This window comes from Xenorhabdus stockiae, from assembly GCF_002632825.1.
Classification (GTDB): domain Bacteria; phylum Pseudomonadota; class Gammaproteobacteria; order Enterobacterales; family Enterobacteriaceae; genus Xenorhabdus; species Xenorhabdus stockiae.
Genome location: NZ_NJAJ01000005.1, coordinates 87,943 through 101,722, shown reverse-complemented (window position 1 = coordinate 101,722; position 13,780 = coordinate 87,943). Strand labels below are relative to the sequence as shown.

13 protein-coding genes are annotated in these 13,780 nt (G+C 44.7%); 6 read left to right on the top strand and 7 right to left on the bottom strand.

Features of this window, described 5'->3' with window-relative positions; all coding sequences use genetic code 11:
- Positions 1–67: 67 nt before the first annotated feature.
- The 6 genes from sapF to pspF all read right to left on the bottom strand — a co-directional run bounded on the left by sapF (position 68) and on the right by pspF (position 6,793).
- Complete coding sequence (sapF, locus tag Xsto_RS03355) at positions 68–877, bottom strand: putrescine export ABC transporter ATP-binding protein SapF (RefSeq protein WP_099124099.1); 810 nt, start codon at positions 875–877, stop codon at positions 68–70.
- Positions 878–1,870: a putrescine export ABC transporter ATP-binding protein SapD gene (sapD, locus tag Xsto_RS03350; protein WP_099108140.1), complete on the bottom strand. Its 993-nt coding sequence runs from the start codon at positions 1,868–1,870 to the stop codon at positions 878–880.
- Entirely contained in the window at positions 1,870–2,757 is an 888-nt protein-coding gene (gene sapC, locus Xsto_RS03345; protein WP_099124098.1) for a putrescine export ABC transporter permease SapC, read from the bottom strand. The genes sapD and sapC overlap by 1 nt, the downstream gene beginning before the upstream one ends.
- A complete protein-coding gene (gene sapB / locus Xsto_RS03340; protein WP_099124097.1) occupies positions 2,744–3,709 on the bottom strand; it encodes a putrescine export ABC transporter permease SapB in 966 nt (321 codons plus the stop codon). The genes sapC and sapB overlap by 14 nt, the downstream gene beginning before the upstream one ends.
- Positions 3,706–5,451: an ABC transporter substrate-binding protein SapA gene (gene sapA, locus Xsto_RS03335; protein ID WP_099124096.1), complete on the bottom strand. Its 1,746-nt coding sequence runs from the start codon at positions 5,449–5,451 to the stop codon at positions 3,706–3,708. The genes sapB and sapA overlap by 4 nt, the downstream gene beginning before the upstream one ends.
- A 325-nt stretch (positions 5,452–5,776) precedes the next feature.
- The gene (gene pspF / locus Xsto_RS03330; RefSeq protein WP_099124095.1) at positions 5,777–6,793 is read right to left on the bottom strand and encodes a phage shock protein operon transcriptional activator; all 1,017 of its coding nucleotides are present in this window, start codon (positions 6,791–6,793) and stop codon (positions 5,777–5,779) included.
- 235 nt (positions 6,794–7,028) lie between these two features.
- Here pspF and pspA point away from each other — a divergent pair, with 235 nt between their 5' ends.
- The 6 genes from pspA (at position 7,029) to tyrR (ending at position 12,659) form a co-directional block, all read left to right on the top strand.
- On the top strand, positions 7,029–7,700 hold the full coding sequence (pspA, locus tag Xsto_RS03325; RefSeq protein WP_099108135.1) for a phage shock protein PspA: 672 nt from the start codon (positions 7,029–7,031) through the stop codon (positions 7,698–7,700).
- 44 nt (positions 7,701–7,744) lie between these two features.
- Positions 7,745–7,966: an envelope stress response membrane protein PspB gene (gene pspB / locus Xsto_RS03320; RefSeq protein ID WP_099108134.1), complete on the top strand. Its 222-nt coding sequence runs from the start codon at positions 7,745–7,747 to the stop codon at positions 7,964–7,966.
- Positions 7,966–8,325, top strand: a complete 360-nt coding sequence (pspC, locus tag Xsto_RS03315; protein ID WP_099108133.1) for an envelope stress response membrane protein PspC — start codon at positions 7,966–7,968, stop codon at positions 8,323–8,325. Before pspB ends, pspC begins: the two co-directional genes overlap by 1 nt.
- Before the next feature lie 120 nt (positions 8,326–8,445).
- Positions 8,446–9,843 (top strand): YcjX family GTP-binding protein, encoded by a 1,398-nt coding sequence (locus Xsto_RS03310; protein ID WP_099124094.1) that lies wholly within the window; start codon positions 8,446–8,448, stop codon positions 9,841–9,843.
- The gene (locus Xsto_RS03305) at positions 9,840–10,949 is read left to right on the top strand and encodes a YcjF family protein (RefSeq protein ID WP_099124093.1); all 1,110 of its coding nucleotides are present in this window, start codon (positions 9,840–9,842) and stop codon (positions 10,947–10,949) included. The genes Xsto_RS03310 and Xsto_RS03305 overlap by 4 nt, the downstream gene beginning before the upstream one ends.
- A gap of 135 nt (positions 10,950–11,084) precedes the next feature.
- Positions 11,085–12,659, top strand: a complete 1,575-nt coding sequence (gene tyrR, locus Xsto_RS03300) for a transcriptional regulator TyrR (protein WP_099124092.1) — start codon at positions 11,085–11,087, stop codon at positions 12,657–12,659.
- Between the two features lie 49 nt (positions 12,660–12,708).
- Here tyrR and Xsto_RS03295 read toward each other — a convergent pair whose 3' ends face one another.
- Positions 12,709–13,710, bottom strand: coding sequence for a serine/threonine protein kinase (locus Xsto_RS03295; protein WP_169926582.1), 1,002 nt, complete (start codon positions 13,708–13,710; stop codon positions 12,709–12,711).
- Positions 13,711–13,780 lie beyond the last annotated feature (70 nt).

Genomic DNA, 13,780 nt, shown 5'->3' with positions numbered 1-13,780 from the left:
GCCGGAGAAAAATGTGTTGAGTTTCCACTGCTGTTCCGATGAGTGAATAAAATCTGCTCAGTAAAAATCAAGTGATATCCTGTCTCCAGGCTTCGGTAGACAGAGGTTCACCAAAATGGCTGGATATCAACTTGCGGGTGATATCGTGTAACGGAGAAGCCAGCACTTCAGCAGTATTACCGCGCTCTACGACTTCCCCCTGATGCATAACCAACACTTGATCACTGATGTGTTTCACCATACCAAGATGTTGAGTGACATAAATATAAGCAATACCATGTTTCTCCTGTAATTCCAGCATCAGATTAATAATCTGGGAACGCATCGACATATCAAGAGAAGCGAGGGCTTCATCAGCAACAATAACCTGAGGTTGTAATATCAGTGCCCGTGCCAGTGCTACCCGTTGTTTCTGACCAGATGCCAGCATATGTGGGTAATAGTTGGTATGATCTGGCAGGAGACCAACCTGACGTAGTGTCTGATTGATGCGTTTTTCCCGTTCAGAAGGTGGCAGCTCTGTATTCAGAATTAAGGGCATATCCAGAATCTGACCAATACGTTGGCGGGGATTTAATGATGTGCTCGGATCCTGAAAAATCATGCGAATGAGCTGGCTGCGATAACTATAATCGCCATAAATCAGCTTGTGATGATTAATTAATATTTCACCTGATGTCGGTTCTATTACACCTGACAGCATTCTGGCCAGTGTGGATTTGCCAGAACCGTTTGCACCAATAATTGCCAATGTTTTTCGTGGTTGCAAGGTAAAACTGACTGGCTTCACTGCATCAAGATGATTGCGCCGGAACAAGCCTGTACGGTAACGGAAAGTTTTTGTCAGGTTTTTAACTTCCAGTAATGTCTCGACCATTTATTGTTCCTCCATGTTCAGGGGGAAGTGACAGGCGAAGGTATGGCTTTTGCTGCCGCGTAACCGCGGTGCTTCAATACAGGTTTTCTGGGCATAAGGGCAACGAGGCCCGAGACGGCACCCGATAGGCAAATGTTCCAGTGACGGAATGACGCCCGGCAGTGTATTAAGGCGGCTTTTATGGGGTAGAGAGCTGCCGAAATCAGGAATAGACCGAATCAGTGCCTGTGTATAAGGATGGTGAGGAGTGACCAGCAGTTCATCCGGTGTAGAGCTTTCTACGGTTTGTCCGCAATATAACACGTTGATACGTTTCACTAATTTACTCATCATTTGCAGGTCATGGCTAATCAGCAAAATAGTCATATTGTTATTCTGATTCAGGCTCGACAGCAGGCGGAATATCTGGGCCTGCGTTGTTGGTTCCATCGCATTGGTCGGCTCATCCGCGATCAGCAGTCTTGGCTGATTGGCAAGCGCAATGGCAATCATCACTTTTTGACACTCTCCGTCAGTTAACTCATAAGGATAAGAGTTCATGATGTCGTGATGATCCTTAATACCCACCCGGTGGAGCAGTTCAATAGCCCGACGTTTTCGCCAGTTGAGACGTTGCCACCAGCGGCCTTTAAATGTCCAGCCGGGGATAGACTGAATGAGTTGCTTACCAATACTTTCTGACGGGTCGAGACATAACTGAGGTTCCTGAAATATCATTGAAATATTGTGACCAATGACTTTACGGCGCTGTCGCGGCGTCAGGCGTAATAAATCAATATCGTTGAACCGGAAGCGGTCTGCGGTAACGGTAATATTATCTTTTGCAACCCCACAAATTGCCTTGGCGATAAGGCTTTTACCAGAACCGGATTCACCAGCCAGCCCGAGAATTTCACCTTCTGTTAATGAAATACTTAATCGGTCAACGGCTTTAACGGGGCCTTCTGACGTCATAAATTCAATGGTGAGGTTACGAATATCAAGTAGCGGCATTATTCGACTCCTGCATTAATGGCACGGTGCAGGCCATCGCCCAGTAAATTAACCAGCAGAACGCTCAGCATGATAGCTGCTCCCGGTAACATTACAGTCCAGGGGGCTGTGTAGATAAGCTCCAGTGATCCGCCGAGCATAGCGCCCCACTCAGGTGAGGGTAATTGTGCGCCAAGATTGAGAAAACCCAGAGCAGCAATATCAAGGATGGCAATCGAGAAAGTACGGGTTAACTCGTTTACTATCACAGCGGTAATATTCGGAAAAGCAGCGTAACGTAAAATATGATAATTTGAAGCGCCATCCAGACGAGCAGAGATAATATATTCTTTATCCAGTTCATCATGCACAGCGGTATAGGCTGCCCGCACAATTCTTGGCAGTAATGCCAGCCCGATAGCGATCATTGCATGTTGCAGGCTGGCTCCCATAAAAGCAACGACAATGATGGCTAATAACAGTGAAGGTATGGAAAGTAGGGTGTCAAGAATGTGATTCAGGATCGCAGATTTCAGCCCGTGTGTGATGCCGGCAAGACTGCCGATAACTAACCCGACAATTGCCGCCGCGCTAGTCACAACCAGCGCAGCACCAAAAGTGGAGGAAGTACCAATCAGTAACCGACTGAATATATCCCGCCCCAGATCATCTGTCCCGAGAAAGAAGGCAACATTACCGTAGTGTGACCACGAAGGGGGCATCAGCTGGTCAATAAATTGTTGGTCAAGCTGATAGGGTGCAAGATGGCTACCAAAAAGACTTAATATAATTAAAATCAGTACGCCGTAAAAACCGGTCATTGCCAGTGCATCGGCATAGAAAAAACGCCAAATGACCCTCAGAGGCGATGGCGCTTTCTTTTCACGGTAAAAATTATCTAATGGCATACCATTCCTTATGTTTTAAAGGATTAGCCATCGCGCCAATAATATTAGTCAGCACGTTGACCGAAATAACTAAAGTACCTACTACCATTACACCTGCTGAAATTGCGGAGTAATCCTGCTGGCGGATGGCACTGATAAGCCATTGCCCCAGCCCCGGCCAGTTAAACACCTGTTCTGTCACCATAGCTAAGGTCAGCATGGTTGAAAACTGTAGCCCCAGCTTGGGAATAATAGGGGGCAGGGCGTTATGCAATAAGTGGCGACGTATAATGGTTAATTTTGATAGCCCGCGAGTCGCTGCTGATCTTATGTAGTTTGATGCTGAAATCTCTTCTGCGCTATTACGCATTAAACGAATAACATCAGTCATTGGCGCGACAGACAACGTGATGACAGGTAATATCATATGTAGTATTACATTCATGATCATCTCGTTACGATAAGGGCTTTTTGACAACCATGCATCAATCAGGGCAGAGCCTGTTACAGGCTCCATTCGGTACAGTAAATCAATCCGCCCTGATATCGGTAACCAGCCCAGATGCAGTGAAAACAAGAGTGTAAGTAACAGGGCTAACCAGAATACCGGAATGGAAAAACCAAACAGAGCAAGTGTGCTGATAATTTTATCTGCTTTTTTATTACGCCATACGCCGGCAACAATCCCTAATGGAATGCCAATTAATAGTGCCAGAGTGAATGAGAGTAGACAGAGCTCAAGCGTTGCCGGAAATACCTCATAGAGTTGGTCAACAATTCTCTCACCATTGATGCTGGAAATGCCAAAGTCCCATTGCAGTAATCCATGAAAATAGAAGAGGTAAGCATCAAGCAAAGATGCGCCGCTTAAAGGGCCGTGAGGCGTAAAATACATCAGACTGAAGCTGATCAGTGAGAGAAAAAACAGTGTCACAATCAGCAGTAGCAAACGGCGCAATATATAAATAATCATTTGCTTCCTTTTTTATTTTCAGCAGGTGTATTTCCGGTGGATGTCTTTTCAGAAGAAGTAGAGTGTTCCTGTTCCCGATGGACACCGGCGAATGAGCTATTTCCAAACGGACTCAGAACTAATCCTTTAATGTTATAACGAAATATCTGTGATCGCATTGGGTATGCCAGTGGCAGTACAGGTAATTGTTGAGCAAGGATCTGCTGAGCAATATGATAACTTTTTATGCGAGCTGCTAACTGTTGATCTAACAGCGCTTGATGGATTGCATTATCAAAAGTTGCGTCACACCAACGGCTCAGATTTGTCTGAGATGCGATAGCTGCGCAGCTAAATAGCGGGCGGAAAAAACTATCGGGATCATTACTGTCAGTAGACCAGCCTGCTAATGTCATGTCATGAGATTTATCCATGAGCTGGCTTTCCTGAAAACGGCCTTCAAGGGGGCGGATAGTCATTTTAATCCCAACATGCGCTAAATCTGCCTGAATCAGCTCTGCCATTTTCAAAGGGCTTGGGTTATAGGGTTTCGACGTGGTGGGAACCCACAGTGTCAGTTCCAGACCATCTAACCCCAGTTTATTCAGTATCTGGCGGGATTTTTCAGGATTATATTCGGTAATTTCTGCCCGGTTATCATAAGCCCATGATGCCCTTGGTAAAATAGAGGCGGCAGTTTCAGCCGTACCATAATAGATGGCTCGCATCAGTCTTTGATTATTAATGGCATAGGCAATGGCCTGACGAACTTCCAGTTTATCCAGAGGTGGCTTACTGGTATTGAAAGCAAGATAGGCAATATTCATTCCTGAACGCAGGGTCAGACGCAGATTGGGGTCATTGTGGAGTATGTCCCATTGGTTGGCTGTAGGATAGGCTAATACATCACACTCACCTGTGAGCAGTTTGGAGATTCTGCCAGTACCACCTGCCCCGATATCTACAACAACTTGTTCCATCAGTGGCTTGCCTTTCCAGTAGTTATCATGTCGGATAAGACGGACAAATTGCCCCATTTGATAATCTTCCAGCATGAATGGCCCGGTTCCTACCGGATCCCAGTCAATTTGTTCCTCTTTATTTATGCTATGCAGTTTTTGTCCGTATTCTTCAGACAGTATAGGCGAATAATGCGTCGCCAGATGCCAGAGAAAGGAGGCATCAGGGGCGTTCAGGCGGAACTCGACAGTGTATTTATCAATTTTTCGGATGTCCTGAATGGAATCACCAAATTGTAAACTATCAAAATAGGGATAATGCCCACCATTAACATAGTGATAGTCATGTTTTTTATCGAATAACCGGCGGAAGCTGAAAACAACATCATCGGCGTTCATGGTGCGGGTCGGAGTAAACCACGTTGTTGACTGGAACGCGACATTATGGCGCAAATAGAAGCGATATGTTGCTCCGTTATCCCGAACTTCCCAACGAGAAGCTAATTCAGGAATTAGCCGATAGGTCAGGGGATCTACTCCCAACAGGCGGTCATAAATCTGGGCAGCCAGAGTATCCACGGTCAGGCCGCTGATAGCCATCTGCGGGTTAAACGTACTCAGATTGCCGTTGACGCAATAAATAAAGCCATGCTGCCGTATAGTTGCCGGAGCATAGGATAGGCTTTCCGACGACTGTCTGTAAGCAACTTTGGCTGTGGCTTTAGTCGTTTCTGGAATTGCTTTCTCAATAGCCAGAGCGGGAGTTGAAAGCAATAATATGATCCAGTAAATCAAATAGCGCATATAAAACATCAATTATGGGAAAAGTCTGGCTATTGTAACTTAATTAGCCCTTTCTGCTCAAAAACAACAACCAGATCACGCGGGTGAGAAAAATTCTCAATAAAACGCTTTACAAACATAAGTGATAAGCATTATCATTCTCATCGTGCTGTTGAGATATGTATTTTATGACCCCAGTCTGAGATCTCAATACGCATGACATTGCTCACATTGCTTCCAGTATTTTTTATTAGCCAGCTCGGGTGCTGGCTATTTTTTTATCTGTTATTCCCTTGCAGCAGTGCTCCAGCTCGAAAACTATTGGGTATATCATTTATTGAATTTTTTAATCTGCCACACTGATGCTGTGTTTTTTTACTAACCCGCGTAATTGATGGTATGTCAGGCTGAGTTTTGCTGCTGCTTTTTTCTGATTGAACTGGCTTTCTGCTATTGCCTGTATAATTAATTGCTTTTCACAGTCATTCTGCCATTGCCTTAAATCGAGTGGTAAATCAGGTAGAGTGCGATTATCAGTCTTATGTTTGATAGGTGAATCGTTGGCTGACTTTTGTGCATGAGTTTCTGAAGATACGGCAAAGGGATTAATAATGATGGTGTCTAAGGCATTTTGATTATCCCCATGACGGTAGATGGAGCGCTCTATCACATTTTTCAGTTCACGGACATTGCCGGGCCAAGAGTAAGCAAGTAACTGTCGCTTTGCTTTTTCAGTCAATCCGGGGAAAAAAGGAAGATTCAGTTCCTGACACATCTGAACGGCAAAGTGTTGAGCCAGTACCATAATATCCTGCTGTCTCTGGCGTAGTGGGGGTATCTGAACAACATCAAATGCCAGCCTGTCCAGTAGGTCTGCCCGGAATTTCCCGTTGGCGGCCATAGCCGGTAAATCTTCATTGGTGGCACAAATCAGCCGGACATCAATCTGTAAAGACTGGTTACCTCCTACACGTTCAAGGTATCCATATTCAATGACTCTTAAGAGTTTCTCTTGTACCTGCATTGGCGCGGTCGCCAGCTCATCAAGAAACAGAGTTCCGCCATCCGCTCGCTCAAAACGCCCCTGATGTTTTGAACGTGCTCCGGTAAATGCGCCTGCTTCATGGCCAAATAGCTCTGAATCAAGCAAATTTTCGTTGAGAGCAGCGCAGTTCAGGGAAATGAAAGGGCCTTGCCATCTGGGAGAAAGATAATGCAAACGGTGGGCAATTAACTCCTTACCTGTTCCCCGTTCCCCTAACACTAAAACAGGTTTATTTAATTTTGCCAGTGCAGAAACCTGTTCCAGAACCTCAATAAAATTGTTTGCTTCCCCTAATAGGTTATCAGTGAACTGATTCATGATTTCTCCACTAACAAATCGTATTTTTCGCCAATTATTGGTTGATTTAACTACATTAAGATATTGTAATAAAAAAGCAAATAAAAATTAATTTATATATTTCAATGTGATAATAAGAAATAAAAAGTTGGCATGTATCTTGTATTTAATTGAATGCCTTACCTTGTATCTTATACATTATTTAACAGTACACAGGCATAACATACATACATTCTAATGAAAGAGGTTTATGACTATGGGTATTTTTTCTCGTTTTGCTGATATCGTTAACGCTAATATTTCTTCTCTGCTGGATAAAGCAGAAGATCCGCAGAAAATGATCCGCTTGATGATTCAGGAGATGGAAGATACGCTGGTGGAAATACGCTCAACATCTGCGCGTACGCTGGCTGAGAAAAAACAGCTTCTTCGCCGTATCAGCACCGGAGAAAGCCAGATTGAAGGCTGGCAGGAAAAAGCTGAACTGGCATTGAGCAAAGATAAAGAAGATCTTGCGCGGGCAGCTCTGATTGAAAAACAGAAAGTCAGCCAGTTAGTTGAAACACTGAAAAATGAGCTATCGATTCTGGATGAAACCCTTGATCGCATTAAAGGGGAAGTGACTGAGCTGGAAAATAAACTGATAGAAGCGCGTGCACGACAGCAGTCTCTGACGCTGCGTCATCAGGCTGCGGCTTCTTCCCGTGAAGTCCGTCGTCAGCTGGACAGCGGTAAAATCGATGAGGCGATGGCTCGCTTTGAACAGTTTGAGCGCCGTATTGACCATATGGAAGCAGAAGCGGAATCAGTTGGCCTTGGGAAAAAGAAATCTCTGGAACAGCAGTTTGCAGAACTGAAAGCGGATGATGAAATTAGTGCACAACTTGCTGCTCTCAAAGCTAAAATGAGTGCTAAAGATCCACAATGATAGAGAAGACTATTCGTATATCCGTTCGCAACTAAGGAAAGGTAATGGCTTATATATTTCTGGGGATCCCGCTGATCCTATTTGTACTCTTCGTGTTACCTGTCTGGTTATGGCTGCACTATAACAACCAGAACAGAGGGAAACTGGAGAGCAATGAAATTCAACGTTTGGAGCAGTTGTCAGAAAACGCCCGGCGTATGCAGGAACGTATCAAAACGCTGGAAGATATTCTTGATGCTGAGCATCCAAACTGGAGGCAGTCATAATGAGCAGTTCTTACCGGGGAAAACTTTATCGTTTACCGGAACAGGGCGTGATCAAAGGTGTTTGTGCCGGGTTAGCGAACTATTTTGATGTCCCTGTTGCCCTTATCCGTACCATTGCCATACTGTCGATATTCTTTGGGTTATCTGCCATAACGGTAGTGGCCTACATTATCTTGTCCTTTGTGATGGATCCTGCACCTGTGGGATATCAGCCAGAGGAAACAAGAGCACCATCAACCCGGAAAATACTGGATGAAGTTGATTACCAATTGAGAGCAGGAGAAGAGCGCCTGCGTCAAATGGAACGCTATATTACTTCTGACACCTATAATGTACGCAGTCGTTTTCGCCAGCTCTAAGCCAGAACAGATTTAAATAAGAACGGCGGAATACCACAGAAACTGCTGGCCCCTTGCCCGGTTGGGTGAGGGGAGACCGGTTTGAAATTACAACATTATAGTGTCCGACTCAGGAGAAATATGAAACGGTTGCAAAATGAGCTGACGTCACTTGTTAATCGTGGAATAGATCGTCATTTACGGCTGGCAGTAACAGGGTTAAGCCGTAGCGGGAAAACAGCATTTATTACTTCTTTGGTCAATCAGTTACTGAATGTTCATACTGGTGCCAGATTACCACTGTTTTCTACCGTCCGTGACGGTCGTTTATTAGGTGTGAAACGTGTACCACAGCGGGATTTGGGTGTCCCTCGTTTTGCCTATGATGAAAACATTGCTGCTTTGCACAATACCCCGCCGTATTGGCCGATACCGACCAGAGGCGTGAGCGAAATCCGCCTTGCGCTGCGTTATCGTTCAGAAGATTCTTTACTCCGCTATCTCAAAGACACCTCAACACTTTATCTGGAAATTGTCGATTATCCCGGAGAGTGGCTGCTGGATTTACCTATGCTGGAACAGAGTTATTTGGCATGGTCACGGCAAATGAATGGCTTACTGAAAGGAAACAGGGCTGAGTGGGCGAAGCCGTGGCTGAAATTATGTAAACAGTGTGATCCATTGGCACCAGCGGATGAAAATCTGCTGAGCAGAATTGCACAGGCCTACACAGATTATTTACACCAATGTAAAACAGAAGGTTTGCATTTCATTCAGCCGGGGCGTTTTATTCTGCCGGGAGATCTGACGGGAGCGCCTGCCCTGCAATTTTTTCCGTGGCCGGATATTGACGGAATTGGAGAACCTCAATTACTGAAAGCGGATAAACAAACTAATATCGGTATGTTACGTGAACGATTTAATTATTATTGTGATCACATCGTAAAGGGCTTTTATAAAGAGCATTTCCTGCGTTTTGATCGGCAAATCGTTCTGGTTGATTGCCTACAGCCATTAAACAGCGGCCCGCACGCTTTTAATGATATGCGGCTGGCACTGACCCAACTGATGCAAAGCTTTCATTATGGTAAACGGACGTTATTCCGCCGTTTATTTTCCCCTTGCATTGATAAGTTGATGTTTGCGGCGAGTAAAGCAGATCATGTCACAGCAGATCAGCACGTTAATCTTGTGTCGTTGCTTCAACAGCTTGTGCAGGAAGCGTGGCAGAATGCAGCATTTGAAGGGATCAGCATGGATTGTGTTGGTCTGGCGTCTGTTCAGGCAACTGAAAGTGGTATTGTGATGCACGAGGGAGAACAGCTCCCGGCTATCAAAGGAAATCGCCTGTCAGATGACAAACTACTGACATTCTTTCCGGGTGAGGTGCCACAGCGTTTGCCCAGTAATGATTTCTGGCAGAAACAGGGCTTTAATTTTGAATCATTCCGGCCACGTCAGATCAGTATTGATGCATCATTACCCCATATCCGTATGGACAGCGCGATGGAGTTTTTATTGGGAGACAAACTGACATGACAGACTCTTTAAAAACAGAGGATAAAGATTCTGCTTCTTTAAAACCAAGAGTGGATTTTGATGACATGTTATCAGTATCTTCAGAACCTTCCCTGAAATCCCAGCAAGAATTTAATGAACAGGAAAGTGAATTCTATCCGGCTCTGCCAGAATTAAATACGGAAGAGCAGGAGAGTGAGCTTGAAGGTGCAGTGAATGCGGCCCTGAAACCTAAACGCGGCCCGTGGCGGAAAATATTTTCGGGAGCTTTACTGTTATTGGGTTTCAGTGTTATCGCTCAGTTTATTCAATGGATATATCAGTCATGGCAGAATCAGGACTGGATTGCACTGGGTGTAGCAGCCGCAGGCAGTATGATTGTTTTTGCCGGAATAGGTGCTGTTATCGGTGAATGGCGTCGTCTTTATCGTTTGCGTCAGCGGACAGAAGAGCGTGATATCGCAAAAACATTATTGCAGAGCCACGGCATTGGCAAAGGACGACAGTTTTGCGAAAAAATGGCTGATCAGGCAGGTATAGGCCAGCAGCATCCGGCGTTACAGCGTTGGCAGAGTGCGATACATGAAACGCACAATGATCGGGAAATGGTCATATTATACAGCAAACTGGTTCAGCCTGTGCTGGATGAGCAGGCTAAAAAAGAGATCCGCCGTTCAGCGGCAGAATCTGCGCTGATGATCGCAGTCAGCCCACTTGCCGTGGTCGATATGGCTTTTATTGCATGGAGAAATATTCGTCTTATTAATCGAATTGCGGCAATATATGGGATTGAATTGGGTTATTTCAGCCGAATTCGTTTATTTCGGTTGGTATTGTTGAATATTGCTTTTGCTGGGGCATCAGAGTTGGTCAGGGAAGTGGGTATGGACTGGCTGTCACAGGATATTGCCGCCCGGCTTTCAGCCCGTGCTGCACAAGGCATTGGCGCTGGGTTGCTTACTGCCCGGCTGGGAATTAAGGCTATGGAGCTGTGCCGCCCTTTACCCTGGATTGATGGCGATAAACCTAAATTAGGTGATTTCCGGTATCAGTTAATTAGCCAGCTAAAAAGTACACTGGCGACTAAGCCGAAAACTAGAAATGAAGCCAAAAAGTCAGGCTCATAACTCAGATGATACTGTCATTTAAGCTTGACACTCTGTCTTACTGTCAACTTTAACTGACAGGGGGCTTCATCTATCGCACAGTAACGAGTAATATTTCAGGCGGTTATGAACATTGTGTAAATAAGGTCGGAATAAATGCGATTGGAAGTTACTTGTCAGGATCGAATCGGACTGACTCGCGAGTTACTTGATTTATTGGTTTTAAGAAATATTGACCTGAAAGGAATTGAGATTTCTCCTGCTCGTCGTATTTACCTTAATTTTACTCAAATTGATTTCAATACCTTCCGCTTGTTAATGGCGGAAATCCGTCGTATTAATGGCGTGATGGATGTCAGGACGGTGGCGTTTATGCCATCAGAGAAAGAACATCGGGCGATGCGTACATTACTGGAGTCTGTACCGGACCCGATTTTGTCCGTTGATATGAAAGGAAATATTGATTTAGCCAATCTGGCATCACAGTCATTGTTTGGCATCAGTAAAGAAAAAATCAGCCAGAAAAATATCAGCCAGCTTATCAGTAATTATAATTTTCTCCGTTGGCTGGAAAGTGAACATCCCGAACCTCATTCAGTCACGTTAACCATCAAAGAGAAAACCTATTTGATGGATGTGATCCCGATGCCGCTGGCTGATGAAAACCAGGAAGTTAAATGTGTCGGAGCGGTCATTATGCTGCGTGTCTCCACGCAGGCAGAGCCAGCCCAGAAAAAACGCATCGTCAATGATGATCAGGCTTTTGAAAATATTGTTGCTGTCAGCCCGAAGATGGTTCATGTCGTTGAGCAGGCCCGTAAAATGGCTATGCTGGATGTGCCGTTGTTGCTGATTGGTGATACGGGGACGGGGAAAGATGAATTTGCCAAAGCCTGTCATTTGCGCAGTTCAAGAGGAAAACAGCCTTTTCTTGGCTTAAATTGTGCCTCTATGCCGGATGACGTAGTCGAAAGTGAATTGTTTGGTTATGCAGCAGGTGCCTATCCTAACGCAACGGAAAGTAAAAAAGGCTTTTTTGAGCAAGCAAATGGCGGTACGGTTCTGCTGGATGAAATTGGTGAAATGTCACCCCAGATGCAGATTAAATTATTGCGCTTCCTTAACGATGGAACATTTCGTCGGGTGGGGGAAGATAATGAAGTGAAAGTGGACGTCAGGATCATCTGCGCCACTCAGAAGAATCTGGTTGAGTTGGTACGGAAAGGGGAGTTCAGGGAAGATCTCTACTATCGGCTTAATGTATTAACTATCACATTACCGCCTTTACGGGAACGTCAGGCGGATATTATGCCACTGACGGATTATTTCGTGACCCGTTTTGCCAAAGAACAGGGTGTAGAAAAACCAAAATTTGCTCCTGATCTGGAACAGTTCCTATGCAGCTATTACTGGCCCGGAAACGTGAGGCAGCTGCGCAATGCCATCTATCGGGCATTGACGCAGCTTGAAGATAACCAGTTAAGCTCACAGGATATTCAGTTACCGCATTTAGAAGCAGAAACTTCATTTATCAGCGAGGATATTCTGGTTGGTTCTTTGGATGAAATCAGCAAACGTTTTGAACGCTCTGTCCTGACGCGCCTTTATCGTCACTATCCCAGTACTCGTAAGCTGGCGAAACGGCTTGGGGTTTCTCATACTGCAATTGCGAATAAATTGCGTGAATATGGGTTGAGTGGAAAAAAACATGCTGAATCGGGTGATGAATAATTTTTTGGTAATGAAATATACAGATTTCTTGTGGCATAAATTTCCCCTTTTATTCTTGCTCTGAATCTTCTGAAGGTGGGCAGGTGGTAAGGATATTTTGTAGAGATGAGGAGAAGTTAGGAGGGAAACAGGTTTGGATGATAGGGGATTTTATCATCGGGATTAATTTAGAAATAGAGGATGGCCGTTCTGCTATTTTTATTGCCAACATACAATCTATGGTATGTAGAAATGATAAAGAATAACCGGTAAGACGCCGTTCCGTTAAAGGCTGATAACGATCTTCAATATTGCGTACTATGCTTACCGGTGGTGGTCTCCCGACAATCAAAGTATGTAATACTGCCCCCAGCGCATAAATATCACTCCAGGGGCCTTGTTGCCCCTCTTCATTGGCCGTGTATTGTTCACAGGGTGTGAACCCCGGCCTGACCGTTATTTCTTCTTCGTCAGATAAACGTTCTGCTATTTTCCGGGCAGACCCTAAATCCAGCAAAACAGGTAATCGGTCATTCTGAAGTAAAATATTATCCAGCGAAATATCACAGTGTAGATAGCCAGCTTGGTGGAGGGTGTTGATGGCATCAAGCAAAGGAGACAAAATATGGCACAGCCAATTCTGTGTCACTATCTTTGCATACTTGGCCTGTAATACTTTCAGGGTTATGCCATGGTAAAAGGGAGTGGCGATATAAGCGGTGCTGTTCTGTTGCCAGAAACGTATGAAGCGGGGTAGGCACGGATGGTTAAAGCAAGTCATGATATGGGCTTCACGCATAAAACTGTGAAGCCCGACTCTGAATCTTTCCTGTAAATTTGGGTGGCGTAATTTTAGTTTCAAATCATTACGGCGAACCACAATCATGGATGGCAGATATTCTTTTATGGCAACTGCACACTGTTTGCTGTGATCCCAGGCTCGGTATACGATACCAAATCCTCCTTTACCCACAACTTTTTCAATTTCAAACTCATTGAAACAGTATCCAATGGGTAATGCCTGTAATAATGGATGCTTGGTCTTAAGAGAGTTATTGTAAGAATTCTGCATAATAGATGGCCTCTTGAACCTCATGTTCTATTTTTTGTCGAATTTTCAAGTTGCCTCTTTATTGGCTGTG